24 protein-coding genes and 1 pseudogene are annotated in these 24,096 nt (G+C 71.2%); 10 read left to right on the top strand and 15 right to left on the bottom strand.

All coding sequences use genetic code 11. The features are described 5' to 3' along the window. Window positions 1-167 precede the first annotated feature (167 nt). From BIV25_RS17745 to cseC, 5 genes are all read left to right on the top strand, one after another. Complete coding sequence (locus BIV25_RS17745; protein ID WP_071373332.1) at window positions 168-1,043, top strand: A/G-specific adenine glycosylase; 876 nt, start codon at window positions 168-170, stop codon at window positions 1,041-1,043. Window positions 1,044-1,322: 279 nt separating this feature from the next. After that, window positions 1,323-1,862 (top strand): SigE family RNA polymerase sigma factor, encoded by a 540-nt coding sequence (locus tag BIV25_RS17740; protein WP_030751823.1) that lies wholly within the window; start codon window positions 1,323-1,325, stop codon window positions 1,860-1,862. Further along, window positions 1,850-2,506 carry a hypothetical protein gene (locus BIV25_RS17735; protein ID WP_256255892.1) on the top strand — a complete coding sequence of 219 codons (657 nt, stop codon included), beginning with the start codon at window positions 1,850-1,852 and terminating at the stop codon, window positions 2,504-2,506. Before BIV25_RS17740 ends, BIV25_RS17735 begins: the two co-directional genes overlap by 13 nt. 55 nt (window positions 2,507-2,561) lie before the next feature. Further along, window positions 2,562-3,266, top strand: coding sequence for a two-component system response regulator CseB (cseB, locus tag BIV25_RS17730; RefSeq protein WP_071373316.1), 705 nt, complete (start codon window positions 2,562-2,564; stop codon window positions 3,264-3,266). Window positions 3,267-3,277: 11 nt separating this feature from the next. Beyond that, the gene (gene cseC / locus BIV25_RS17725) at window positions 3,278-4,624 is read left to right on the top strand and encodes a two-component system sensor histidine kinase CseC (protein ID WP_071373315.1); all 1,347 of its coding nucleotides are present in this window, start codon (window positions 3,278-3,280) and stop codon (window positions 4,622-4,624) included. 43 nt (window positions 4,625-4,667) lie between these two features. On the opposite strand, the gene BIV25_RS17720 is transcribed toward cseC, so the two are convergent. Then, the gene (locus tag BIV25_RS17720; protein ID WP_071373314.1) at window positions 4,668-5,249 is read right to left on the bottom strand and encodes a TetR/AcrR family transcriptional regulator; all 582 of its coding nucleotides are present in this window, start codon (window positions 5,247-5,249) and stop codon (window positions 4,668-4,670) included. Between the two features lie 131 nt (window positions 5,250-5,380). Between BIV25_RS17720 and BIV25_RS17715 the strand changes: the two genes are divergently transcribed. Next, window positions 5,381-6,133 carry an SDR family oxidoreductase gene (locus BIV25_RS17715; protein ID WP_071373313.1) on the top strand — a complete coding sequence of 251 codons (753 nt, stop codon included), beginning with the start codon at window positions 5,381-5,383 and terminating at the stop codon, window positions 6,131-6,133. A gap of 84 nt (window positions 6,134-6,217) precedes the next feature. On the opposite strand, the gene BIV25_RS17710 is transcribed toward BIV25_RS17715, so the two are convergent. Further along, window positions 6,218-7,810 carry an MDR family MFS transporter gene (locus BIV25_RS17710; RefSeq protein WP_071373312.1) on the bottom strand — a complete coding sequence of 531 codons (1,593 nt, stop codon included), beginning with the start codon at window positions 7,808-7,810 and terminating at the stop codon, window positions 6,218-6,220. 126 nt (window positions 7,811-7,936) lie between these two features. Here BIV25_RS17710 and BIV25_RS17705 point away from each other — a divergent pair, with 126 nt between their 5' ends. Next, window positions 7,937-8,536 (top strand): TetR/AcrR family transcriptional regulator, encoded by a 600-nt coding sequence (locus BIV25_RS17705; protein ID WP_071373311.1) that lies wholly within the window; start codon window positions 7,937-7,939, stop codon window positions 8,534-8,536. 168 nt (window positions 8,537-8,704) lie between these two features. On the opposite strand, the gene BIV25_RS17700 is transcribed toward BIV25_RS17705, so the two are convergent. Next, window positions 8,705-9,274 (bottom strand): M23 family metallopeptidase, encoded by a 570-nt coding sequence (locus BIV25_RS17700; protein ID WP_071373310.1) that lies wholly within the window; start codon window positions 9,272-9,274, stop codon window positions 8,705-8,707. A 405-nt stretch (window positions 9,275-9,679) separates the two neighbouring features. On the opposite strand from BIV25_RS17700, the gene BIV25_RS17695 reads away from it, so the two are divergent. Further along, entirely contained in the window at window positions 9,680-10,312 is a 633-nt protein-coding gene (locus tag BIV25_RS17695) for an HAD family acid phosphatase (RefSeq protein WP_071373309.1), read from the top strand. Window positions 10,313-10,400: 88 nt separating this feature from the next. On the opposite strand, the gene BIV25_RS17690 is transcribed toward BIV25_RS17695, so the two are convergent. Next, on the bottom strand, window positions 10,401-12,926 hold the full coding sequence (locus tag BIV25_RS17690) for an ATP-dependent Clp protease ATP-binding subunit (RefSeq protein ID WP_071373308.1): 2,526 nt from the start codon (window positions 12,924-12,926) through the stop codon (window positions 10,401-10,403). Window positions 12,927-13,383: 457 nt separating this feature from the next. On the opposite strand from BIV25_RS17690, the gene BIV25_RS17685 reads away from it, so the two are divergent. Then, entirely contained in the window at window positions 13,384-14,121 is a 738-nt protein-coding gene (locus BIV25_RS17685) for an SCO3374 family protein (protein ID WP_177235320.1), read from the top strand. Here the strand turns inward: BIV25_RS17685 and BIV25_RS17680 are convergent. From BIV25_RS17680 to BIV25_RS17635, 10 genes are all read right to left on the bottom strand, one after another. Beyond that, entirely contained in the window at window positions 14,100-14,435 is a 336-nt protein-coding gene (locus BIV25_RS17680; RefSeq protein ID WP_071373307.1) for an Lsr2 family protein, read from the bottom strand. The genes BIV25_RS17685 and BIV25_RS17680 overlap by 22 nt on opposite strands. A 203-nt stretch (window positions 14,436-14,638) precedes the next feature. Then, window positions 14,639-15,172 carry an amino-acid N-acetyltransferase gene (locus BIV25_RS17675; protein ID WP_071373306.1) on the bottom strand — a complete coding sequence of 178 codons (534 nt, stop codon included), beginning with the start codon at window positions 15,170-15,172 and terminating at the stop codon, window positions 14,639-14,641. Between the two features lie 9 nt (window positions 15,173-15,181). Continuing rightward, on the bottom strand, window positions 15,182-15,634 hold the full coding sequence (locus tag BIV25_RS17670) for a BlaI/MecI/CopY family transcriptional regulator (RefSeq protein ID WP_071373305.1): 453 nt from the start codon (window positions 15,632-15,634) through the stop codon (window positions 15,182-15,184). Between the two features lie 166 nt (window positions 15,635-15,800). Then, on the bottom strand, window positions 15,801-15,980 hold the full coding sequence (locus tag BIV25_RS17665) for a hypothetical protein (RefSeq protein ID WP_071373304.1): 180 nt from the start codon (window positions 15,978-15,980) through the stop codon (window positions 15,801-15,803). 102 nt (window positions 15,981-16,082) lie between these two features. Further along, window positions 16,083-16,730 (bottom strand): hypothetical protein, encoded by a 648-nt coding sequence (locus BIV25_RS17660; RefSeq protein WP_071373303.1) that lies wholly within the window; start codon window positions 16,728-16,730, stop codon window positions 16,083-16,085. Between the two features lie 228 nt (window positions 16,731-16,958). After that, window positions 16,959-17,756, bottom strand: coding sequence for a type III pantothenate kinase (locus BIV25_RS17655; protein ID WP_071373302.1), 798 nt, complete (start codon window positions 17,754-17,756; stop codon window positions 16,959-16,961). 5 nt (window positions 17,757-17,761) lie between these two features. Beyond that, complete coding sequence (nadC, locus tag BIV25_RS17650) at window positions 17,762-18,739, bottom strand: carboxylating nicotinate-nucleotide diphosphorylase (RefSeq protein WP_071373301.1); 978 nt, start codon at window positions 18,737-18,739, stop codon at window positions 17,762-17,764. A 37-nt stretch (window positions 18,740-18,776) separates the two neighbouring features. Further along, the gene (locus BIV25_RS17645; RefSeq protein WP_071373300.1) at window positions 18,777-20,498 is read right to left on the bottom strand and encodes an L-aspartate oxidase; all 1,722 of its coding nucleotides are present in this window, start codon (window positions 20,496-20,498) and stop codon (window positions 18,777-18,779) included. Next, the gene (gene panC, locus BIV25_RS17640; RefSeq protein WP_071373299.1) at window positions 20,495-21,496 is read right to left on the bottom strand and encodes a pantoate--beta-alanine ligase; all 1,002 of its coding nucleotides are present in this window, start codon (window positions 21,494-21,496) and stop codon (window positions 20,495-20,497) included. The genes BIV25_RS17645 and panC overlap by 4 nt, the downstream gene beginning before the upstream one ends. After that, on the bottom strand, window positions 21,496-22,440 hold the full coding sequence (locus tag BIV25_RS17635; RefSeq protein ID WP_071373298.1) for a Rossmann-like and DUF2520 domain-containing protein: 945 nt from the start codon (window positions 22,438-22,440) through the stop codon (window positions 21,496-21,498). The genes panC and BIV25_RS17635 overlap by 1 nt, the downstream gene beginning before the upstream one ends. Before the next feature lie 197 nt (window positions 22,441-22,637). Here BIV25_RS17635 and BIV25_RS17630 point away from each other — a divergent pair. Next, window positions 22,638-23,794: pseudogene (locus BIV25_RS17630) on the top strand (low specificity L-threonine aldolase). On the opposite strand, the gene BIV25_RS17625 reads toward BIV25_RS17630, so the two are convergent. Then, a complete protein-coding gene (locus BIV25_RS17625) occupies window positions 23,795-24,001 on the bottom strand; it encodes a hypothetical protein (protein ID WP_071373297.1) in 207 nt (68 codons plus the stop codon). Between the last annotated feature and the right edge of the window lie 95 nt (window positions 24,002-24,096).

Here is a 24,096-nt window from a genome sequence, read left to right as displayed (position 1 = left end):
CCTCGCTTGACGAAAGACATAGAGGCACCCCGCCGCGCCGATACCAACTTTTCCGGATCATCATCCCGGTAACTGCCGTGACAGCCAGGGTTCTTCAGCTTTCGGTACGCTCGGTGATCGTGCCGTCACCCACCCTGCCCGCCCAGGCGTGGCAGGATCGGAAGGCCATGACTGAGAAGCTCCACACCCCCGTGATCGCCTGGTTCGACACCCATGCCCGCGACCTCCCCTGGCGCCGCCCGCAGGCGGGTCCGTGGGGTGTGATGGTCAGCGAGTTCATGCTCCAGCAGACCCCGGTCAGCCGGGTGCTGCCCGTCTACGAGGAGTGGCTGGCCCGCTGGCCGCGCCCGGCCGACCTGGCCAAGGAGGCGCCGGGCGAGGCGGTGCGCGCCTGGGGCCGGCTCGGCTATCCGCGCCGGGCCCTGCGGCTGCACGGCGCCGCGGTGGCCATAACGGAGCGGCACGGCGGGGACGTACCCACGGATCACGCACAGCTGCTGGCCCTGCCCGGGATCGGCGAGTACACGGCCGCGGCCGTCGCCTCCTTCGCGTACGGGCAGCGGCACGCGGTGCTGGACACGAACGTGCGCCGGGTCTTCGCGCGCGCGGTGACGGGGGTGCAGTACCCGCCGAACGCGACGACGGCCGCCGAGCGCAGGCTCGCGCGCGAGCTGCTGCCGAAGGACGAGGGGACGGCCGCACGCTGGGCCGCCGCCTCCATGGAGCTGGGCGCGCTGGTGTGCACGGCGAAGAACGAGGGGTGCGCGCGCTGCCCGATCGCGGCGCAGTGCGCATGGCGGCTGGCGGGCAAGCCGGAGCACGCGGGGCCGCCGCGGCGCGGGCAGACGTACGCGGGGACGGACCGTCAGGTGCGCGGCAAGCTGCTGGCGGTCCTGCGCGAGGCGCACGCGCCGGTGCCGCAGGCGACGCTGGACCGGGTGTGGCACGAGCCGGTGCAGCGGGCCCGCGCGCTCGACGGGCTCGTCACGGACGGTCTGGTGGAGCCGCTGCCCGGCGGGCTGTACCGGCTGCCGCTCAGCTGATGGACAGTCACCTCACAGCGACCGCCTCTTCGTTACAGAGCACCTAACCCGACAAAGCGCCGAATAAAGGGACATAACGACCACCCCTCTTACCCCTCACCCCCCTCCGTTACACAACCGACGGATAGCCGACTGCTAGCCGAAGGCTGGCTCGCACAGCGCCGTGACAACCACTGCCTAACTTCGTTTCTGTGCCCGGCAGACCACCGGGACACGGGGAACGCAGGAGCAGGACTTCAGGCGCGAGCCGGAGTGAACGGGGAACGGAGGCGGTTGATCATGGCGCAGGGCGAGGTGCTCGAATTCGAGGAGTACGTCCGCACCCGGCAGGACGCGCTGCTGCGCAGCGCGCGTCGGCTGGTTCCGGACCCTGTCGACGCACAGGACCTGCTCCAGACGGCGCTGGTGCGCACGTACGGCCGCTGGGAGGGCATCGCCGACAAGCGGCTCGCCGACGCCTATCTGCGCCGTGTCATGATCAACACCCGGACCGAGTGGTGGCGGGCGCGCAAGCTGGAGGAGGTCCCGACCGAGCAGCTGCCGGACGCGTCCGTGGACGACTCCACCGAGCAGCACGCCGACCGGGCCCTGCTGATGGATGTCATGAAGGTGCTCGCGCCGAAACAGCGCAGTGTTGTGGTACTGCGACACTGGGAGCAGATGTCCACGGAGGAGACGGCCGCCGCCCTCGGCATGTCGGCCGGTACGGTCAAGAGCACGCTGCACCGGGCGCTCGCCCGGCTCCGCGAGGAGCTGGAGGCCCGCGATCTGGACGCACGCGCGCTGGAGCGTGAGGAGCGGGAGCGTTGCGCGGCCTGACACGGGCCGGGTCCGACCGGGCCCCAGGCAGTACACAGGCGGTGATCACGGTGGGGGCCGTGCTCGCCGCCCTCACCCTTTTGGTCGCCGCGTGCGGCACGGGGGGTACGGGCGCCCGGGACGAGGGGCCGGCACATGCCTCGGCGGTGGCGGGGGCCGTCGCCTCGCCGTCGGCGAGCCCGTCCGGCGCGTACAAGCGGGTGGACGCGGTGACCCTGGTCAAGGACGACCCCACGGTCTCCACGACGGTCAAGAGCGAGCTGAAGCCGTGCAGCGGCGAGGAGTACCCGGTCGACGTCACCTACGGCCAGCTCACCGGCGGCTCGGTGGACGACGTCGTCGTCAACGTGCTGACCTGCGCCGACGCGGTCGGCATCGGGTCGTATGTGTACCGCGACGAGGGCGGGACGTACAAGAATGTCTTCAAGACCGAGGAATCGCCGGTCTACGCGGAGGTCGACCAGGGCCTGCTGACCGTCACCAAGCAGGTCTACAAGAAGGGCGATCCGATCTCCAGCCCGTCCGGCGAGGATGTGATCACCTACGACTGGACCGGAGGCCGCTTCGTCGGCCGGCCACCGGTGCACACCGACTACGGCAAGACCGGAGCGGGCGCCGAGACGACGACCGCACCCGACAGCTGACCGACCACCGACCGCCCACGACCACCGACCGAGCACGAGGACTGAGAGCACCGGGATGGCAGACCAGACCCACGTCCTGTTCGTCGAGGACGACGACGTCATCCGCGAGGCCACCCAGCTCGCTCTGGAACGCGACGGCTTCGCGGTCACCGCGATGCCCGACGGCCTGTCCGGCCTGGAGGCGTTCCGGGCCGACCGTCCCGACATCGCGCTGCTCGACGTCATGGTCCCGGGTCTGGACGGCGTCAGCCTGTGCCGCCGCATCCGCGACGAGTCGACCGTGCCGGTGATCATGCTGTCCGCGCGCGCCGACTCCATCGACGTCGTCCTCGGCCTGGAGGCGGGCGCCGACGACTATGTGACCAAGCCGTTCGACGGCGCCGTCCTGGTCGCCCGGATCCGGGCGGTGCTGCGCCGCTTCGGGCACGCGGGCGGGGGCACACAGGGCGAGCAGCCCACCGACGAGGTGAGCGGCGGCGTGCTCAGCTTCGGCGACCTGGAGATCGACACCGAGGGCATGGAGGTGCGCCGGGCCGGGCAGCCGGTCGCGCTCACCCCGACCGAGATGCGCCTGCTGCTGGAGTTCTCCTCCGCGCCGGGCACGGTGCTCTCCCGTGACAAGCTGCTGGAGCGCGTGTGGGACTACGGCTGGGGCGGGGACACCCGGGTCGTCGACGTGCACGTGCAGCGGCTGCGCCAGAAGATCGGCCAGGACCGGATCGAGACGGTCCGCGGCTTCGGCTACAAGCTGAAGGCCTGAGCGGGGCACACATGTGGGGGTTCCTCAGGCGGCCGATGCTGCGCATGGAGCGCATGGACCTGCGCACCGGGCTCAGATGGAAGCTCAGCGCGGCCATCGCCCTGGTGGCCGGGCTCGTGGCGATCGTGCTGAGCCTGGTCGTGCACAACGCGGCCCGGGTCTCGATGCTGGACAACGCGCGTCAGCTGGCCAACGACCGCGTCCAGATCGCCCAGCGCAACTACGAGCTGAACCGCCGGCCCAACTTCCCCAACATCAAGCTCGACGACCCCGACCTGCCGGACGCCCTGCGCGAGAAGCTCGAAGAGGGCCGGATGGTCAGCGACGTCTCCGACCACGCCGGGCGGGCGGACATCTGGGCGGCCGTGCCGGTCAAGGACGGGCACGTGCTGTCGTACCACAGCCATCTGCCGGATCCCTCGGCCGAGATGCTGAACGATCTCGACCAGGCCCTGATCATCGGTTCGGTCTCGGTCGTCCTCGGCGGCAGCGCGCTCGGCGTGCTGATCGGCGGCCAGCTATCCCGACGGCTGCGCAAGGCGGCGGCGGCCGCGAACATGGTCGCCAAGGGCGAGACCGACGTGCGGGTGCGCGAGGCCATCGGCGGGGTCGTACGGGACGAGACCGACGACCTCGCGCGCGCGGTGGACGCCATGGCGGACGCGCTGCGCCAGCGGCTGGAGGCCGAGCGGCGCGTCACCGCCGACATCGCGCACGAGCTGCGCACCCCGGTGACGGGCCTGCTCACGGCCGCCGAACTGCTCCCTCCCGGCCGGCCCACGGAACTCGTCCTGGACCGGGCGAAGGCGATGCGCACGCTGGTCGAGGACGTGCTGGAGGTGGCCCGTCTCGACGGCGCGTCGGAGCGGGCGGAGCTCCAGGACATCATGCTCGGCGAGTTCGTCACCCGGCGCGTGGCGGCCAAGAACCCGGACATCGCCGTACAGGTGGTGCACGAGTCGGAGGTCACCACCGACCCGCGCCGCCTGGAGCGGGTCCTGTTCAACCTCCTCGCCAACGCCGCCCGGCACGGCCGCCCGCCGGTCGAGGTGACCGTCGAGGGCCGCGTCATCCGCATAAGGGACCACGGCCCCGGCTTCCCCGAGGAACTCCTCGCGGAGGGCCCGAGCCGGTTCCGCACGGGCAGCAAGGACCGTGCCGGCCAGGGCCACGGCCTGGGCCTCACGATCGCGGCCGGCCAGGCCCGCGTCCTCGGCGCCCGTCTGACCTTCCGCAACATCCGCCCCGCCGGCTCCCCGCCGCACATCCCGGCGGAGGGCGCGGTGGCGGTGCTGTGGCTGCCGGAGCACGCGCCGACGGCGACGGGGAGCTATCCGATGCTGCCCGGCAGCGGCTGACGCGGCGCCGGGCGCCCCTCACGGCGCTCGGCGCGGACGCCGCTCAGCGGAGCAGCGCGTCGGCGAACCGCACCGCGGTGTCCGCGTCCAGCGGCGCGTGCCCCAGCAGGAACCGGTACCAGAAGAACCCGTAGAACTGGTCCACCAGCAGATCGACGTCCCGGTCGGCGCCCAACTCCCCCCGCTCCCGCCCCCGTTCGAGCACGGCACGCACGGCGTCCCGTCGCGCCCGCGTGAACGTCCGCATCAGTTCGGCCAGATGCGCGTCCCGCGCCGCCTCCTGGACGAGGGTCCGCAGGGCCGGTCCGGCGGGCCTGCGGACGGACGCCTCGAAGGTGGCGACGGCCAGCGCGCGCAGATCCTCGCGCAGGCTCCCGGTGTCCGGCGCGGGCACGTCCTGGGCGGCACGGTCGGTGAGCGCGTCCAGCAGGACGGCGCCCTTCGACGGCCACCAGCGGTAGAGGGTCTGCTTGCCCACCCCGGCCGCTCGCGCGATGGTCTCCACGCTCACCGGCGCCCCGTCGGCGTCGGCGAGCAGTTCCAGGGCGGCATCGAGGATCGCCCGCCGCGCGGCCTCGTTACGGCGCCGTCCGGTGTGCGGGCGGGGTTCATTGCTGTCGTGCACGGGCTCATCCTCTCCGACTCCGGCCGCCCCCGTACCCCCTTGACGAGACTATCGGTCTCGGTAACACTTTGACGAGACCGATAGTCTCGGCAAAGGGCCGGAACTTAATGGACCTCGGGAGAGAGCCAGTCATGAGCACTCCGAACAGCCCTGTGCAGCCGCTCGCCGGACAGCGCGTCGTCGTCATGGGCGCGAGCTCCGGCATCGGCGAGGCCACGGCCGCGGCCTTCGCGGCGGACGGCGCGGAGGTGGTCATCACCGGCCGCGACCAGGCCCGCCTCGACGCCGCGGCGGACCGGATCGGCGGCAAGGTCTCGGCGTACCGGCTGGACGCCACCGACCGCGCCGCGCTGGACGCCTTCTTCGCCGCCTCGGGCACCGTCGACCACCTGGTCCTCGCGCTCAGCGGCAGCAAGGGCGGCGGCCCCTTCGCCGAACTGGACCTGGCCGAGCTGGCGGCCGGCTTCGACGGCAAGTTCTGGCCGCACGTCCAAGCGCTCCAGGCCGCGCTGCCCGCCCTGCGGCGCGACGGCTCGGTGACCCTGGTGACCGCCGCCTCCGCCCGCGCCGCCCTGCCCGGCACCGCGGGCCTCGCCGCGATCAACGGCGCCCTGGAGGCCCTCGTCCCGCCGCTCGCCGTGGAGCTGGCACCGCTCAGGGTCAACGCGGTCTCGCCGGGCGTCGTCGACACGCCCTGGTGGGACTCCCTGCCCGCCGAGCAGCGCCGGGCGGTCTTCGACGGCTTCGCCGCGATCACCCCGGCGGGCCGCGTCGGCCGCCCCGAGGACATCGCCCGCGCCCTGTACCTGCTGGCCACCAACGGCTTCGTGACCGGTGTGGTCCTGGAGGCGACCGGCGGCGCGACCCTCGCGACGGGCCGCTGAACCGAAAAGGGACCAAGAAAGGAAACGGAAAAGAAAGAAGACCCCGGGGCGGACACCGACCGGGGTCTTCCGTTCAGAGGGAGGTCAGACGGCCTCGACCATCACCGGCGGGGCAGCGTCCTCGCCCTCCGGCGACGGCTTGGCGCCGGTGCCCCGCAGCGGGACCTCCTTCACGAACACCGCCGCGACCAGCACGAGGACCGCGATCGCCGCGCCCAGCGCGAACGCCGAGTGCGTACCGGCGGAGACGGCGTGCTGGTAGGCCTCCCGGATCACCGGCGGCAGCTTGCCGAGGCTCTTGGCGTCCAGCGCCGCGCTCTTCTCGGTCATGTGCTTGCCGGCCGTACCGGCCCGCTCGGCCATGACGTGCTTGACCCGGTCGTTGAACAGCGCACCCATGATGGCGACACCGAAGGACGAGCCGAGCGTACGGAACAGGGTGGTGGACGAGGACGCGACGCCCATGTCCTTCATCTCCACGCTGTTCTGCGCGACCAGCATGGTGATCTGCATCAGGCAGCCCATGCCGAGACCGAGGACGGCCATGTAAATGCCTGAGGTCAGCCGGGTCGTACCGGTGTCCATGGTGGACAGCAGGTACAGACCGACGGCCATCAGGACACCGCCGACGATCGGGAAGGCCTTGTAGCGGCCGCTGTTGGTGGTGACCCGGCCCGCGACCATCGAGGTCACCAGCATCGCGCCGAGCATCGGCAGGAGCAGCAGACCGGAGTTGGTCGCGGACGCGCCCTGCACCGACTGCTGGTACAGCGGCAGGTACAGCGTCGCGCCGAACATCACGAAGCCGGTGATGAAGCCGATGACGGACATCAGCGTGAAGTTGCGGTTGGTGAAGATGTGCAGCGGCAGCACCGGATCGGCGGCCCTGAGCTGCCAGTACCCGAACCCGACCAGCGCGGCCACGCCGATGGCGATCAGCTCCATGATCCGCGCGGAGGTCCAGGCGTACTCGCTGCCGCCCCAGGTGGTGACCAGCACGATCGAGGTGATGCCGACGGTCAGCAGGATGACACCGAGGTAGTCGATGCCCGCCTTGGCCCGCTTCTTCGGCAGGTGCAGCACGGCGCTGACCAGCGCGAGCGCGACGGCGCCGAGCGGCAGGTTGATGTAGAAGGCCCAGCGCCAGCCCCAGTTGTCGGTGATGGTGCCGCCGACCAGCGGGCCGCCGATCATCGCCAGCGCCATGACTCCGGCCATCATGCCCTGGTACTTGCCGCGCTCGCGCGGCGGGATCAGGTCGCCGATGATCGCCATGACGCCGACCATCAGACCGCCGGCGCCGAGGCCCTGTACGGCACGGAAGCCGATCAGCTGCCCCATGTTCTGGGCCATGCCGCTGAGGGCGGAGCCGACCAGGAAGATCACGATCGAGCTGAGGAAGGACCCCTTGCGCCCGTACATGTCGCCGAGCTTGCCCCAGATCGGGGTCGAGGCCGCGGTGGCCAGGGTGTAGCCGGTGACCACCCAGGACAGGTGCTCCAGGCCGCCCAGTTCACCCACGATCGTCGGCATCGCCGTACCCACGATCATGTTGTCGAGCATCGCGAGCATCATCGCGATCATCAGCGCGAGCAGCACGACCCGCACACTCTTGGGCTGTTTGCCCTCACTCGCGGGCAGCTGGCCCGCGTCGGCGCTTTCTACTGTGTCCGCCATCTTTCTTTCCATTCCCCCTGCGGCTTCTACTTACTTGCCGCCCGGCTAGTTGACTACACTGGGGAAGGTAGACCTGTCACTAGCCGGGCGTCAAGTAAGTTTCCTGGGAGCGCAAGGAGTACGAGGATGGGCGGCACGATGGACGGCACGAAACAGCAGCGCCGCGGCAACACCCGCCAGCGCATCCAGGACGTGGCGCTCGAACTCTTCGCGGAGCAGGGGTACGAGAAGACCTCGCTGCGCGAGATCGCCGAGCGTCTCGACGTCACGAAGGCAGCCCTGTACTACCACTTCAAGACGAAGGAAGAGATCATCGTCAGCCTCTTCGAGGACCTGACGAAGCCGATGGCCGAACTGATCGAGTGGGGCCGGGGGCAGCCCTCCACGCTCGATACGAAGCGGGAGATCATCCGGCGCTACAGCGCGGCCCTCGCCGGGGCCGAGCCCCTGTTCCGCTTCATGCAGGAGAACCAGGCGACGGTGCGGGAACTGCGCATCGGCGACATCTTCAAGGACCGGATGCGGGGCCTGCGGGACATCCTCATCGACCCCGGCGCCGACCTCGTCGACCAGGTGCGCTCCGTCAGCGCGATGTTCACGCTGCACGCCGGGATGTTCGCGATGCAGGACCTGGAGGGAGACGTGGAGAAAAAGCGTGCGGCCACCCTCGCGGTCTCCCTGGACCTGATCACCCAGGCACACGAGCACACCTGCCGGCGCACCTAGGAGGTGTCGTTCGGATCAGGCCGGGCCGTGCGGAACGGCGCCTGTCGGCCGACCCGAGCGGGGTCATGGGGGTCCCGCCGGGGGCGCCCCCTCCGGGGGAGGGCGTGCCGGACCCCGCGATGCCGGCATGATCCGAACGGCACCCCCCGGTTCACAGGGCGACGCCGCTCAGAAGGTGACGCCCTTGCCGCGCAGGCGGGCGGCCGGGTCGACGGCGGAACCGTAGTTCGGGGTCGTACGGATCTCGAAGTGCAGGTGCGGACCGGTGGAGTTGCCGGTGGAGCCGGACAGTGCGATGCGCTGGCCGGTCGTGACGACGTGGCCCGCCTTGACGTCGATCCGGGACAGGTGCGCGTACTGCGAGTACGCGCCGTTGCCGTGCCTGATCACGACGGCGTTGCCGTACGCGGGGCCGTCGCCGGCGCCGTTCGGACCGGCCTTGACGACGGTGCCGCCGTGTGCGGCGACGACGGCGGTGCCGGTCGGCACGGCGAAGTCCAGACCGCTGTGCTTGGCCTGCCACATGCCGCCGGCCTGCATGAAGCGGGCCGACAGCGTGTACTTCTTCACCGGGTCGACCCAGGCGGCCGACGGCGCGGCCGCGCTCGCCGCCCCGGTCCCCACGACGGCCAGGCCCCCCACCGCGGCGGCCAGCACGGCCACCCGGGCGCGGAGCGGGGACGTACGGGAAGGGAGCGGGGACGTACGGGAAGAACGGGACGTGACGCGCTGGAACATCGAAACCTCGTGGACTCGGGAACAGAACCGCCACCCGGCGAACGGACGTTCCTCCGGGCGGCCACTCCTTGGTAGCCCAGCACCCCGCCCACCCCAAAACGCCCGTCCTACGATGCCCGGTAGTAGACGCCACCGCCCCGCGACCGCCGTTCTTTACCCACGAGCTCCCGACATGACGCTCTCTTTGTCGGCCCTTTACCCGACCGGTCGACTCCACTACCCGGGCTAGTAGCGGTCATATCGCCTGTGCGGCTTGTCACCGGGTTCCCTGTCGGCGATCACGTGAATGTGACGCACACCTCCAGCCACCTACCGTTCAGTAACCCTACGGTTCCCCTCACGCCACCCTCACCTCAGATCATGCCCCTGACATTCAGGACCGTCCGTGTGAGAGGACCCCCACCGATGACCACAGGCCCCTGGGCTCGCCGTATCTCCGCCACCGCCGTCTCCGTGGCCGCCCTGACCGCTCTGGGCGCCCCGGCCCAGGCCGCGACCACGAGCAGCGCGGCGGCCGGCACCACCGCCACCGCGACGGCCACGAAGGTGGACTACGCGACCTGGCAGAAGGACTGCCAGACGGTGATGGACCAGGCCCTGCCGTACCTGAAGGAGCGCATCGCCGCCGCCAAGCCGGGCGAGAAGCAGGCGATCGTCTTCGACATCGACAACACCACGCTGGAGACCGACTACGGCTTCAGCTACCCCCAGCCGGCCAACAAGCCCGTGCTGAACGTCGCGAAGTACGCCCAGGAGCACGGCGTCTCGCTCTTCTTCGTCACGGCCCGCCCGGGCATCATCGAAGAGCCCACCGAGTGGAACCTGAAGTACGACGGCTACGACGTCTCGGGCCTCTACGTCCGCGGCCTGTTCGACCTCTTCAAGGACGTCGCCGCCTACAAGACGGCCCAGCGCGTCGACATCGAGAACAAGGGCTACACGATCATCGCGAACATCGGCAACAGCGCGACCGACCTCTCCGGCGGCCACGCCGAGAAGACGTTCAAGCTCCCCGACTACAACGGCCAGTTGTCCTGACCACCGCCGGTGCTTGAGCCCCGGACGCGGTGAAGGGGCCGGTGCCCAAAGGCACCGGCCCCTTCGACTCGGCTGATCCGCCGGAGGCTTACGCCTCCTTGCTCAGGTTCGGCCCGGCACCGCCGGCCGCCTGCTCGATCGGCGGGACGTCGGGCAGCGACGACTTCTCCTCACCGCGGAAGGTGAAGGTCTGGGCGTCGCCCTCGCCCTCGGTGTCCACGACCACGATGTGACCGGGGCGCAGCTCGCCGAAGAGGATCTTCTCCGAGAGCGTGTCCTCGACCTCGCGCTGGATCGTGCGACGCAGCGGACGCGCGCCCAGCACCGGGTCGTAACCCTTCTTGGACAGCAGTTCCTTGGCGGACTGGGAGAGCTCGATGCCCATGTCCCGGTCCTTCAGGCGCTCGTCCACCTTGCTGATCATCAGGTCGACGATCCGCAGGATGTCCTCCTGCGTCAGCTGCGGGAAGACGACCACGTCGTCGACGCGGTTGAGGAACTCGGGCCGGAAGTGCTGCTTCAGCTCGTCCTGGACCTTGTTCTTCATGCGCTCGTAGTTGGTCTTCGTGTCACCCGAGGCCGCGAAGCCCAGGTTGAAGCCCTTGGAGATGTCCCGGGTGCCGAGGTTGGTCGTCATGATGATGACCGTGTTCTTGAAGTCCACGACCCGGCCCTGGGAGTCGGTCAGACGACCGTCCTCCAGGATCTGCAGCAGCGAGTTGAAGATGTCCGGGTGGGCCTTCTCGACCTCGTCGAACAGGACGACGGAGAACGGCTTGCGGCGCACCTTCTCGGTGAGCTGGCCGCCCTCTTCGTAGCCCACGTAGCCGGGGGGCGAACCGAAGAGGCGCGAGACCGTGTGCTTCTCGCTGAACTCCGACATGTCGAGGGAGATCAGCGCGTCCTCGTCACCGAAGAGGAACTCGGCGAGCGCCTTGGACAGTTCGGTCTTACCGACACCGGACGGGCCGGCGAAGATGAACGAACCACCGGGACGCTTCGGGTCCTTGAGGCCCGCACGCGTACGACGGATCGCCTTCGACAACGCCTTGACGGCGTCGACCTGGCCGATGACCCGCTTGTGGAGCTCGTCCTCCATGCGCAGCAGGCGGGAGGACTCCTCCTCGGTCAGCTTGAAGACCGGGATGCCGGTGGCGGTCGCGAGGACCTCGGCGATCAGCTCGCCGTCGACCTCGGCGACGACGTCCATGTCGCCGGCCTTCCACTCCTTCTCGCGCTTGGCCTTGGCGGCCAGCAGCTGCTTCTCCTTGTCGCGGAGAGAGGCGGCCTTCTCGAAGTCCTGCGAGTCGATCGCGGACTCCTTGTCCCGGCGGACGGCGGCGATCTTCTCGTCGAACTCGCGCAGGTCCGGCGGAGCGGTCATCCGGCGGATGCGCATCCGCGATCCGGCCTCGTCGATCAGGTCGATCGCCTTGTCCGGCAGGAAGCGGTCCGAGATGTACCGGTCGGCCAGGGTGGCCGCCTGGACCAGGGCCTCGTCCGTGATGGAGACGCGGTGGTGGGCCTCGTAGCGGTCGCGCAGGCCCTTGAGGATCTCGATCGTGTGCGGCAGGGACGGCTCGGCGACCTGGATGGGCTGGAAGCGGCGCTCCAGGGCCGCGTCCTTCTCCAGGTGCTTGCGGTACTCGTCCAGCGTGGTCGCACCGATGGTCTGCAGCTCACCGCGGGCCAGCATCGGCTTCAGGATGCTCGCGGCGTCGATCGCGCCCTCGGCGGCACCCGCACCGACCAGCGTGTGCAGCTCGTCGATGAACAGGATGATGTCGCCGCGGGTGCGGATCTCCTTGAGCACCTTCTTCAGGCGCTCTTCGAAGTCACCGCGGTAGCGGGAGCCGGCGACCAGGGCGCCGAGGTCCAGCGTGTAGAGGTGCTTGTCCTTGAGCGTCTCGGGCACCTCGCCCTTGACGATGGCCTGGGCGAGGCCCTCGACGACGGCGGTCTTGCCGACGCCGGGCTCACCGATCAGGACCGGGTTGTTCTTCGTACGGCGGGACAGCACCTGCATGACCCGCTCGATCTCCTTCTCGCGCCCGATGACCGGGTCGAGCTTGGACTCACGAGCGGCCTGGGTGAGGTTCCGGCCGAACTGGTCCAGGACGAGGGAGGTCGAGGGGGTGCCCTCGGCCGGGCCGCCGGCGGTGGCGGTCTCCTTGCCCTGGTAGCCCGACAGCAGCTGGATGACCTGCTGGCGGACACGGTTGAGATCAGCGCCCAGCTTGACCAGGACCTGGGCGGCGACGCCCTCGCCCTCACGGATCAGGCCGAGCAGGATGTGCTCCGTGCCGATGTAGTTGTGGCCCAGCTGAAGAGCCTCGCGGAGCGACAGCTCCAGGACCTTCTTGGCACGGGGAGTGAAGGGGATGTGCCCGGACGGGGCCTGCTGGCCCTGGCCGATGATCTCCTCCACCTGCTGGCGGACCGCCTCAAGCGAAATGCCGAGGCTCTCCAGGGCCTTAGCGGCGACACCTTCGCCCTCGTGGATGAGACCCAGGAGGATGTGCTCGGTGCCGATGTAGTTGTGGTTGAGCATCCGGGCTTCTTCCTGAGCCAGGACGACAACCCGCCGCGCGCGGTCGGTGAACCTCTCGAACATCGTTAATCGCTCCTCAGAGCGGTCAGGCAGTGGGGGGAACTTCCCCTCCCTGTCCTTCCGCAGCTTAGTCCCGCAAGCGGGGACCGCTCATTCCAACTGCCGACACCGTCCTTGGCCTCCTGACCCCGAACGCCGACATCTGTCCCAACCTGATGGTGCGAGACGATGTTCCCGCAGGCCAGGCAGTTACCCTCATCGCCAGTACGCCGATGGCGAACGTGAGACGGGCCGTCCTGCGTGTCGCCCCCTCCCACTAGGGATGTCTTACCCGCGGGCACGGACACTCCATGCCGTACGGCCCCGTTCCCTCCGCTATGGGCGAACAACCTCGCGCTTCCCCGGACCCCCACACGCCCCCTTTTCCGGAACCGTCCGCAATCAGTCGAGTACGCAGCGTAACCATCGGGTCGCTCGACCGGTTGCACCTGGCATGGCTGGTCCGGCCCGGGAGCACCGTATGACTCACCCTGTCCACACCGTCCCCTTTCCCCGCCGGCCCCTCGACCCGGGCGACGGCCTCGTCGACCCTCCTGCCCCGGAACCGGGGCTCTGTGCCGCGGCGGCCGGCCCGGAGGCGCGAACCCGCCACTGGTACGAGAACGATCTGGGGTGGGCGACCGTGCCCGGACGACCGCTGCGACTGCTCACCGGGGTGCGGTTCGACGTCCTGGACATGCCGGCGGCGGCAGGCGCGCGGGCGCTCCGGCATCTCGTGCCGGGCTCTCCGGTGGCGCTGCGCGGCGACCGGATGCAGCTGCTGGTGGCCGCGGGCGGCGCGGAGGAACTGCCGGGGCTGCTGGACTGGCTGGAGTGGAGCGCCGTCGTCCTCGACCTGCGGGCCCTGGGCGCGGGCGGTGCGATGGACGCACCGAATCCGCCGGGGACCGGCGGTGCGCCGGAGGTGCCGATGTCATCGCTGCCGGATGCCGGTGTGCCGGATACCGGGCCGCCGACGGCCGGTCCGGCTGTCGGCTCCGTACGGGGGGCCGCCGTGTGGCTGCGGCCCCCCAGGCCGGGAGGCGGGGCCGAGGCCTCGCTGCCGGCGCTGTCGGCCGTGGGACGCGAGGGGAGCGCCCCCGATCTCGTGCGACTGGTGGACACGGTGGCAGCGGAGTGTCACCGCGTCCGGCTGCGGCGCGCGTGCGCCGGGCCGTCGCCCGCCGTGCAGCGGGATCAGCCGTTGGCCTTCTCGTAGGCCTCGCGGATGTTCCCCGGAACACGGCCGCGGTCATTGACCTCGTAACCGTTCTCCTTCGCCCAGGCGCGGATCGCCGCGGTGTCCTGGTTGCCACCGGAAGCGACGCGTGCCTTTCCGCGTCCACCGGAGGCACGGCCTCCGGTACGACGGCCGCCCTTCACATACGGCTCGAGAAGCCCACGCAGCTTGTCCGCATTGGTGGTCGTGAGATCGATCTCGTACGTCTTGCCGTCCAGCGCGAACGTCACGGTCTCGTCCGCCTCGCCGCCGTCGAGGTCGTCGACAAGAAGGACCTGAACCTTCTGTGCCACCGGATTTCCTTTCATCGATAACGTTGAGGACCAGGGGTGTGCGGCGTCCGCCGTTTCGCCGCCCCTGTTATATGCAGTACTGCACTACGCCGGAAAGCAAACCGCTTTTGCCGGAAAAACACAAACCCCCGGGAGAGCACTGGTGGACCACCTACACCCGGAAACATGCGCGTTTCGGACATAGGGCACTCCGGCAATGACGATCACAGATGCAGAAGCATCCGGCTGTTGCCCAAGGTGTTCGGTTTCACCCGTTCGAGACCGAGGAACTCGGCGACGCCCTCGTCATAGGAACGCAACAGCTCCGCGTAGACATCGGCGTCGACGGGCGTCTCACCGATCTCCACGAAGCCGTGCTTCGCGAAGAAGTCCACTTCGAAGGTGAGGCAGAAAACGCGGCGAACGCCGAGCCGACGTGCGGTCTCGACCAGCTTCTCCAGCAACTGATGGCCGACGCCGGCACCCTTGAGACCCGGCTTCACCGCGAGAGTGCGGACTTCCGCGAGGTCCTCCCACATGACGTGCAGCGCACCGCAACCGACCACCTCGGCGTTGTCGTCGCGTTCCGCGACCCAGAACTCCTGGATGTCCTCGTAAAGCGTGACGGTTGCTTTGTCGAGCAGGATGCGGTCACGCACGTAGGCGTCGAGGAGGCGGCGTACGGCCGGGACATCGCTGGTCCGCGCCCGGCGGACGGTGATGTCTTTTGCGGAGACTTCGGGGCGCTCGGCTGACATGAGCGGACGCTATCGCCCGGCGGCGCCCTCTGCCGAGCCGGGGTTCTCCTCTTGGCGGGGTTCGGCGGGTTCCTGTCGCGCGGGTTCCTGTTGCCGGGGTTCGGGAGCTTCTGGGGCTGCGGAAGCTTCCGGGGTATCCGGTCCCTGGACGATGCGTACCGCGTCGCGGAGGGCGTGCCGCTGTTCCTCGCTCATCATCCCGAAGAAGGCGACGAGAGCGGCCGCCGGGTTGTCGCTCTGCGACCACGCGTCGTTCATCAGCGCGGCGGCGTAGGCGGCTCGTGTCGAGACGGCCTCATATCGATAGGCCCGCCCTTCCGCCTCCCGGCGGACCCAGCCCTTCTGATGGAGATTGTCCAAAACGGTCATCACGGTGGTGTACGCGATCGAGCGTTCCTGCTGGAGGTCTTCCAGGACTTCTCGAACCGTCACCGGGCGGTTCCACTTCCACACCCGCGTCATGACCGCGTCTTCGAGTTCTCCCAATGGGCGAGGCACAACTCAGAACAATAGTGGGAGATCCGGACAATGGCGTGCCGGACGTGCACTAATCCTGCGAACGCGAACAAAAAGGGCGTACGGCCCGAGCCCGCACCGTGCGGGATGCGGGAGCCGTAGCCGGGGTGGATCAGGCGTCGCCGCCGGCCGAGGCCTGGCGCGCGCTCTCCGCGCGCGCGAGGGCGGCGTCGACGGCCGCGTCCTCCTTGGCCTTGGCGGCCCCGCCCTGGGTCTTCACGATCACCCTGACCAGACCGATGAAGAACACGGCCATCACGACCGGGGGCACGAGCGCGGAGACGTAGTCCATGCCCCCAGAGTAGCCACGCGGGAACGGGCGAAAGGTGCGGGGGGCGCGAACCACCCGGTCGGCCCCCCGACCTGCACGGACACCCCGGCCGGGGCGGGCGGGTCAGCCTGCGGCGAGCTGGCGGGACCCGGTGCCCTCCGCCGGCGGCACCGGCTTGCGGCGCGGGAAGACCTCGCCCGGCGTCGGAATGGGGCGCTTCGGGGGCGCCGGCTGCGGGGCGGGACGCTCCGCGGGGGCCGGTCCGGGCTTCTGTGCGGGCTTCTCCGCCGGTTTCGCCGGCTCCCCGGCCTCCTGGACCACGGACTCGCCCGCGCCGCCGGGAAGGGCCATCAGGCGCGTCCGCGAGGGCGGTACGGCGGGAGCGGGCACCGTCCGGGCGCCCTGTGCGAACCGGGCTCGTACGTCCTGCTCGGCCAGTGTCCGGCAACGGTCCAGCAGCGCGGCCGCGACGGGACTGCCACGCAGCGCCCGCAGCGCGGAAAGGTCGTCCGGCGTCGGCCGGTGCCCGGCACCCAGCGCCTCCTCCAGGAGGGTGAGATATCCGGCGGCGGTGCCCGGCAACGCGGCCCGGTACCGGCCGAGGTCGGCCACCAGGAACGCGCGCAGTCTCGCCCCCTCGCACATCGCCTCGTCGAGCGACTCGGCGAGCCGGAAACAGTCCTGGACGTCCCCGGCAGAGGCTTGACCGGGGTGAAGGGCGAGGGCGAGGGCGCGACGGAGCACACGCAGCTCCTCCACGCCGAACGCCATGCCGCCGCGGGATCCGTATGGCGTGGGCATGCGGCGACGCTACCGCTAATCGGACAAAAGTGACGGACCGAAATGCTGTGTCGCCGCGTGTCGCTCCCGGTTTCCCCCGACCGGGGCCACGAGTTCCCTCGACCGGGTACGGGACACGCGCCCGCGCACAGTATCCGCGCGACACCCGCGCGCGGGGAACGCGAAAACCGGCGCCTCGCGAAGCGGGCGCCGGTCGTCTCACATGCGCGACACGTTCCGCTCGTACACCAGGCGCAGCCCGATCAGTGTCAGCCACGGCTGGTGCTCGTCGATCGCCGAGGACTCCCCCAGCACCATCGGCGCAAGCCCGCCCGTGGCGATCACGGTCACGTCGTCCGGGTCGTCGGCAAGCTCCCGGGCCATCCGTTCGACCACCCCGTCGACCTGCCCGGCGAAGCCGTACACGATGCCCGCCTGCATGGCCTCGACGGTGTTCTTGCCGATCACGCTGCGCGGCCGGGCCACCTCGATCTTCCGCAGCTGCGCGCCCTTGACGCCGAGCGCCTCCACGGAGATCTCGATGCCGGGGGCGATGACACCGCCGACGTACTCCCCGCGCGCGGAGACCGCGTCGAACGTGGTCGCCGTGCCGAAGTCGACGACGATCGCCGGACCGCCGTACAGCTCCACGGCCGCGACCGCGTTGATGATCCGGTCCGCGCCGACCTCCTTGGGGTTGTCGGTGAGGATCGGCACACCCGTCTTCACGCCCGGTTCGACCAGCACCGCGGGCACGTCGCCGTAGTACCTGCGGGTGACCTCGCGCAGCTCGTGCAGCACCGACGGGACGGTCGCGCAGATGGCGATGCCGTCGATGCCGTCGCCCAGCTCCTCGCCGAGCAGGGGGTGCATGCCCATCAGACCCTGGAGCAGCACCGCCAGCTCGTCCGCCGTGCGGCGCGCGTCCGTGGAGATGCGCCAGTGCTCGACGACGTCCTCGCCGTCGAACAGGCCGAGGACGGTGTGCGTGTTGCCGACGTCGATCGTGAGCAGCATGGGCGTTACTCCGCCTCGCGCAGGTCCAGGCCGATGTCGAGGATCGGCGAGGAGTGGGTGAGCGCGCCGACCGCCAGGAAGTCCACACCGGTGTCGGCGTACGCGCGCGCGGTGCCGAGCGTCAGCCGCCCGGAGGCCTCCAGCAGGGCCCGGCCGCCGACGATGCCGACGGCCTCCGCGCACTCGCCGGGCGTGAAGTTGTCCAGGAGGATCAGGTCGGCGCCCGCCTCGACCACCTCGCGCAGCTGGTGCAGCGTGTCGACCTCGACCTCGATCGGCACGTCCGGGAAGGACTCCCGTACGGCCTTGAAGGCCTGTGCGACGCCGCCGGCGGCGACCACGTGGTTGTCCTTCACCAGGGCCGCGTCGGACAGCGACATGCGGTGGTTGACGCCGCCGCCGCAGCGGACCGCGAACTTCTCCAGCGAGCGCAGGCCGGGGGTCGTCTTGCGGGTGTCGCGGACCTTGGTCTTCGTGCCCTCCAGCGCGTCCGCCCACGCGCGCGTGGCGGTCGCGATGCCGGACAGGCGGCACAGGATGTTCAGCGCGCTGCGCTCGGCGGTGAGCAGGTCACGCGTGCGCGAGGTGACCGACAGCAGCTTCTGCCCGGCCTCGACCCGGTCGCCGTCCTCGACGTACCGCTCGACCTCGAACTCGTCCGTGCAGACCACGGACAGCACGGCCTCGGCGACCCGGAGGCCCGCCACGACGCCCGTCTCGCGCGCGGTGAAGTCGCCCGTGGCGGTGGCCTCCTCGGGGATGGTCGCGACGGTCGTCACGTCCACGCCGCCGTCCAGGTCCTCCTGGATGGCGACGTTGGCGACGTCCTCGACCTCGATGGGGTCGAGCCCGGCGGCGGCCAGCAGCTCGGCGAGCGCGGGGTCGAGCCCGCACTCCAGGTATTCGTGGTCGCCCTCGGCGCCGCAGGCGCAGTCGTCGCCGCAGCCGCCGGCGGAGGCGAGGGGAAGGTCGTCGGTGCTCACGTCTGTCACTGCTCCTGGGGCGCTGGGTTCGCTGGTGTTACCGGGTCGGGGGGAAGTCTGCGGTGTCGGTGGTGCGTACGGCCAGGGACCGGTCGGGGCTCAGCCGTACGACGATGTGGCGCCGCCAGTCGGTGTCGTCGCGCTCGGCGCGGTCCTCGCGCCAGTGGCAGCCGCGGGTCTCCTCGCGCAACCGGGCGGCGGCGACCAGGACACGGGCGACGCACAGGAGGTTGGTCGCCTCCCAGGTGTCGACACCGGGCTCGGCGGTCTTGCCGTGCTCCTGGAGCGCGTCGCGGGCCTGCGCGTGCAGCCCCTGGAGCTGTTCGGCGGCCCGCGCGAGGGACTGCTCCGAGCGCAGCACGCCCGCGCCCTCGGTCATGATCCGCTGAATGGCGAAGCGGGACTCGGGGGCGAGCAGCGGGTGCGCGGGCGTCTCGGGGTGCGGCACCGGTGCGGGCACGCGCGCGTGGAGGCCGTTCTCCGCCCGCGCGGCGGCGATGTCGGCGGCGATGCTCTCGGCGTAGACGAGGCCTTCGAGCAGGGAGTTGGACGCGAGCCGGTTCGCACCGTGCACACCGGTGCAGGCGACCTCGCCGCACGCGTACAGGCCCGGCACCGTCGTCCGGCCCCGCGCGTCGGTGCGCACGCCCCCGGAGGCGTAGTGGGCGGCCGGGGCGATCGGGACGGGCTCGGTTATCGGGTCGATGCCGTTGGCGCGGCAGGCGGCCAGGATGGTCGGGAAGCGGTGCTCCCACATGTCGGCGCCGAAGTGCCGGGCGTCGAGGTACATGTGCTCGGCGTCCTGCTCCTGCATCCGCCGCATGATGCCCTTGGCGACGATGTCCCGGGGCGCCAGCTCGGCCAGTTCGTGCTGGCCCACCATGAAGCGCACGCCGTCGCCGTCGACCAGGTGGGCGCCCTCGCCGCGCACCGCCTCCGAGACCAGCGGCATCTGTCCCTCGGCGTCCGCGCCGATGAACAGCACGGTCGGGTGGAACTGGACGAACTCCAGGTCGGAGACCTCGGCGCCCGCGCGCAGCGCCAGGGCCACGCCGTCGCCGGTGGACACGGACGGGTTGGTGGTCGACGAGTACACCTGGCCCATGCCGCCGGTCGCGAGGACCACCGCGGGGGCGTGCACGGCGCCCACGCCGTCGTGCTGGCCCTCGCCCATCACGTGCAGCGTGACGCCGGCCGTACGGCCCTCGGCGTCGGTCAGCAGGTCCAGCACGAGGGCGTTCTCGATCGTGCGCAGCCCCCGCGCGCGTACCGCCTCCACCAGGGCCCGGGAGACCTCGGCGCCGGTCGCGTCGCCGCCCGCGTGCGCGATACGGCGCCGGTGGTGGCCGCCCTCGCGCGTGAGCGCCAGTCCGCCCTCGGAGGACTCGTCGAAGTGGGCTCCGGTGTCGATGAGCCGGCGTACGGCGCCGGGGCCCTCGGTGACGAGGATGCGGACGGCCTCCTCGTCGCACAGGCCCGCGCCGGCCACCAGGGTGTCGTCGAGGTGCTGCTCGGGTGTGTCGCCCTCGCCGAGGGCGGCGGCGATGCCGCCCTGCGCCCAGCGCGTGGAGCCGTCGTCCAGGCGGGCCTTGGTGACGACGACCGTCGTGAGCCCGGCGGCCTCGCAGCGCAGGGCCGCGGTCAGGCCGGCCACGCCGGACCCGACGACGACCACGTCCGCGGGGATGCTCCACCCGGGGGCGGGCGCGTGCAGACGTATGCCCGTGTTGCTGCCTGTACTGGTGCCTGTGCTGGTCACGAGGCGGCTCCGAGGGTTCCGAAGGTGAGGGGGAGGTTGTCGATCAGCCGGGTGGTGCCGACCCGGGCGGCGACGGCGAGGACGGCCTCGCCGGTGAAGTCGTCGCCGATCTCGGTGAAGTCGGCGGGGTCGACCAGGGCGAGGTAGTCCAGCCGGAGCGGCGGCACGAAGCGCGCGGCCTCGTCCATGATCTGGTGGGCCGCCGCGCGGACCGCGGCCGGACCGCCGGGCGCGGCGGTGGCGACGGCGTGCGCGTCGGCCGCCGCGCGCGACTCCCCTATGGCGCTGAGCGCCTCGGCACGCGCGTGCGTGGAGGGCACTTCGCGGGCACGCGCGCGCAGCGCCTCCTGCGCGGCGTGCCGGTCGCGGCCGGCGAACAGCGCGCGGGACAGCGCGAGCGCCGTACCGCGCTCCTCCGGGGAGAGGTAGCGGTTGCGGCTGGACAGGGCGAGCCCGTCCGCCTCGCGCACCGTCGGTACGGCGACGATCTCGACGCCGAAGTTCAGGTCCCGCACCATGCGCCGGATCAGGGCCAGCTGCTGGGCGTCCTTCTGCCCGAACAGGGCGGCGTCGGGGCGGGTGAGGTGCAGCAGCTTGGCGACGACGGTGAGCATGCCGTCGAAGTGGCCCGGCCGCGAGGCACCCTCCAGCCGCTCGCCCATCGGGCCGGCGGTGACGCGTACCTGGGGGGCGCCGCCGGGGTAGACCTCGTCCGCGGAGGGCGCGAACACCGCGTCCGCGCCTGCCTGTTCGGCGATCTTCAGGTCGGCTTCGAGGGTGCGCGGATAGCGGTCGAGGTCCTCGCCCGCGCCGAACTGGAGAGGGTTGACGAAGACGGTGACGACGACCTCGCCGTCGGGGCCCGCCAGCTCCCGCGCACTGCGGATCAGGGTCGCGTGGCCCTCGTGCAGAGCGCCCATCGTCATGACGACGGCACGTCGGCCACGACGCACGCGTGCGTGCAGCTCGTCGGCGGTGCTCAGCAGGACGGTGGTCATCAGGCGTTCCCCTTGGTGCCGTTGTTGCCGTTGGTGCCGTTGGATCCGTCGGCCAGCACGCCGAGCAGGTCCTCGGCGAGTTCCGGCTTCAGCAGGCCGTGGGCGAGGGCCCGGTCGGCGGTGGCGCGGGCCATCGCGAGGTAGCCCGCGACGGTCTGCGGGGCGTGCTTGCGCAACTCGGTGACGTGCGCGGCGACCGTGCCGGCGTCCCCGCGCGCGACAGGCCCGGTAAGCGCCAGGTCGCCGGAGCGCAGTGCGTTGTCGAGGGCGGCGCCGAGCAGCGGGCCCAGCATCCGGTCGGGCGCCGTCACACCGGCCGTGCGCAGTAGTTCCATGGACTGTGCGACCAGGGTGACCAGGTGGTTGGCGCCCAGGGCGAGGGCCGCGTGGTAGAGCGGGCGGTTCTCCTCGCTGATCCACTCGGGCTCGCCGCCCATCTCGATGACCAGGGCCTCCGCGGCCAGCCGCAGCTCCTCGGGCGCGGTGACGCCGAAGGAGCAGCCGGCCAGCCGCTGGACGTCCACCGGGGTGCCGGTGAACGTCATCGCCGGGTGCAGCGCCAGCGGCAGCGCGCCCGCGCGCAGGGCGGGGTCGAGGACCCCGGCGCCGTACCGGCCCGAGGTGTGCACGAGCAGCTGGCCCGGCCGTACGGCTCCGGTCTCGGCGAGGCCGGCGACCAGGCCGGGCAGGGCGTCGTCGGGGACGGTCAGCAGCACCAGGTCGGCGCGCTGGAGGACCTCGGCGGGCGGCACCAGTGGCACGCCCGGGAGCATGGTCTCGGCGCGCCTGCGGGAGGCGTCGGAGACCGCGGAGACGGCCACCGGGCGGTGCCCGGCGAGCTTGAGGCACGCGGCCAGCGCGGGGCCCACGCGGCCGGCGCCGACGACGCCGACGGTGAGCCGCGCGGGGCGGTCCTTGAGGTCTGGCTGATGGACTGTACTCACGCGACGGCGGCCTTCCCGTTCCAGTCCGCTCTGGGTACCGGACGCTGTACCGGACGATTTCTCGTCATGTTAACGCTATCCGGTTCGGCAGCGGCCGGTCGTCCACAGGCTGTGGGTTTTGCCACGCCGCCGCGAGGGCTCCGACGGGGCGGAAATCCCGGTGCCGGGCGTGTCCTCGGCGCGGCATGATCGCCGTCATGACCGATACGGCTGAGCAGGATCCGAGGCGGGCGCGGTACGAGCGGCGGGTGGCCGCGTCCCGAACGGCACGGCGCGTGCTCCACCGCGCCCCGTTCGAGGGCACGATCCGGGAGCGCCTTGACCGGCTGGTCCGGACGGCACCCGAGGTCCATGACCTCGACGAGCGGGCCGACATGTACGGCGACCGGATCGTGGGCACCCTGGAGGACAGGGTCGCCGCGCTGCTCGGCACGGAGGCCGTCGCGTTCTTCCCGACCGGCACGATGGCCCAGCAGGTGGCCCTGCGCTGCTGGGCGGCCCGCACCGGAAACCCCACGGTCGCCCTGCACGGCCTCGCCCATCCCGAGGTGCATGAACGGAATGCGTTCAGCCAGGTCAGCGGCTTGCGCCCGGTGCGGGTGACCAGCGAGCCACGGCTGCCCACGGCCACTGAGATACGCGACTTCGACGAGCCCTTCGGCGCGCTGATGCTGGAACTGCCCCTCAGGGACGCCGGTTACGTCCTGCCCGCCTGGGAGGAGCTGACCGAGGTCGTCGAGGCCGCGCGGGAGCGCGATGCGGTGGTGCACTTCGACGGCGCGCGCCTGTGGGAGTGCACGGAGCACTTCGGGCGCTCCCTGCAGGAGATCGCCGCCCTCGCCGACACCGTCTACCTGTCGTTCTACAAGTCCCTCGGTGGCTTCGGCGGCGCCGCTCTGGCCGGCCCGAGGACGCTGATCGAGGAGGCGAAGACCTGGCGGCACCGGTACGGCGGCATGGTCTTCCAGCAGTTCCCGACCGTGCTGTCGGCCCTCGCGGGACTCGACACGGAACTGCCCCGGCTGCCCGGCTATGTGCGGCACGCGCGCGTGGTGGCCGCCGCGCTGCGCGAGGGGTTCGCCGAGGCCGGCGTGCCGTGGGCCCGCGTGCACCCCGCGGTGCCGCACACCCACGAGTTCCGGCTCTGGCTGCCGTACGCCCCCGAGGTACTGGCCGAGGCCGCGGTGCGGCAGGCGGAGGAGACCTCGGTCCTGCTGTTCGCGCGGGCCTGGGACCACGGTGGACCGGACCTGGCGTGGACGGAGGTCACGGTCGGCGCGCAGGCCTGGAGTGGACGGCGGACGACGTGCGTGCGGCCGTCGCCGGCTTCGTGACGCGCCTGCCCGCGCCGTGATCACAGTGCGCGAGGACGCAGCCAGCGGCGCAGGGCGTACCGTACCCGCCCGCGTGCCGGGCGCTCGGCGACGACCGCGCTGAAGCGCCGGTACTCGCGCAGTTCGCGCACGGCCTGAAGGTCGTGGCGGCCCGGCGCGGGCGGCTCGGGCTCGCCGAGCGCGCGCGCACGGTGGATGTCGAGGAGGTACTGCTGGGTGATGCTCATGGCGGATCGCCTTCACGGGATGGTCGGGACATGGCTCGTCTGTGGGTGATCGGGCTCCGCGGCTGCCCCGGTGCTTCCAGCCTGGTCGAGCCCGG

The organism is Streptomyces sp. MUSC 14 (assembly GCF_001866675.1).
Lineage (GTDB): Bacteria > Actinomycetota > Actinomycetes > Streptomycetales > Streptomycetaceae > Streptomyces.
This window is presented reverse-complemented; position numbering and strand designations above follow the sequence as displayed.

What these genes read in the sequence shown, in the direction of transcription:
- BIV25_RS17745 (WP_071373332.1), top strand. Translation starts at nt 168, where the DNA reads ATGACTGAGAAGCTCCACACCCCCGTGATCGCCTGGTTCGACACCCAT.
- BIV25_RS17740 (WP_030751823.1), top strand. Translation starts at nt 1,323, where the DNA reads ATGGCGCAGGGCGAGGTGCTCGAATTCGAGGAGTACGTCCGCACCCGG.
- cseB (WP_071373316.1), top strand. Translation starts at nt 2,562, where the DNA reads ATGGCAGACCAGACCCACGTCCTGTTCGTCGAGGACGACGACGTCATC.
- cseC (WP_071373315.1), top strand. Translation starts at nt 3,278, where the DNA reads ATGTGGGGGTTCCTCAGGCGGCCGATGCTGCGCATGGAGCGCATGGAC.
- BIV25_RS17715 (WP_071373313.1), top strand. Translation starts at nt 5,381, where the DNA reads ATGAGCACTCCGAACAGCCCTGTGCAGCCGCTCGCCGGACAGCGCGTC.
- BIV25_RS17710 (WP_071373312.1), bottom strand. Translation starts at nt 7,810, where the DNA reads ATGGCGGACACAGTAGAAAGCGCCGACGCGGGCCAGCTGCCCGCGAGT.
- BIV25_RS17705 (WP_071373311.1), top strand. Translation starts at nt 7,937, where the DNA reads ATGGGCGGCACGATGGACGGCACGAAACAGCAGCGCCGCGGCAACACC.
- BIV25_RS17700 (WP_071373310.1), bottom strand. Translation starts at nt 9,274, where the DNA reads ATGTTCCAGCGCGTCACGTCCCGTTCTTCCCGTACGTCCCCGCTCCCT.
- BIV25_RS17695 (WP_071373309.1), top strand. Translation starts at nt 9,680, where the DNA reads ATGACCACAGGCCCCTGGGCTCGCCGTATCTCCGCCACCGCCGTCTCC.
- BIV25_RS17690 (WP_071373308.1), bottom strand. Translation starts at nt 12,926, where the DNA reads ATGTTCGAGAGGTTCACCGACCGCGCGCGGCGGGTTGTCGTCCTGGCT.
- BIV25_RS17685 (WP_177235320.1), top strand. Translation starts at nt 13,384, where the DNA reads ATGACTCACCCTGTCCACACCGTCCCCTTTCCCCGCCGGCCCCTCGAC.
- BIV25_RS17675 (WP_071373306.1), bottom strand. Translation starts at nt 15,172, where the DNA reads ATGTCAGCCGAGCGCCCCGAAGTCTCCGCAAAAGACATCACCGTCCGC.
- BIV25_RS17670 (WP_071373305.1), bottom strand. Translation starts at nt 15,634, where the DNA reads ATGACGCGGGTGTGGAAGTGGAACCGCCCGGTGACGGTTCGAGAAGTC.
- BIV25_RS17665 (WP_071373304.1), bottom strand. Translation starts at nt 15,980, where the DNA reads ATGGACTACGTCTCCGCGCTCGTGCCCCCGGTCGTGATGGCCGTGTTC.
- BIV25_RS17660 (WP_071373303.1), bottom strand. Translation starts at nt 16,730, where the DNA reads ATGGCGTTCGGCGTGGAGGAGCTGCGTGTGCTCCGTCGCGCCCTCGCC.
- BIV25_RS17655 (WP_071373302.1), bottom strand. Translation starts at nt 17,756, where the DNA reads ATGCTGCTCACGATCGACGTCGGCAACACGCACACCGTCCTCGGCCTG.
- panC (WP_071373299.1), bottom strand. Translation starts at nt 21,496, where the DNA reads ATGACCACCGTCCTGCTGAGCACCGCCGACGAGCTGCACGCACGCGTG.
- BIV25_RS17625 (WP_071373297.1), bottom strand. Translation starts at nt 24,001, where the DNA reads ATGAGCATCACCCAGCAGTACCTCCTCGACATCCACCGTGCGCGCGCG.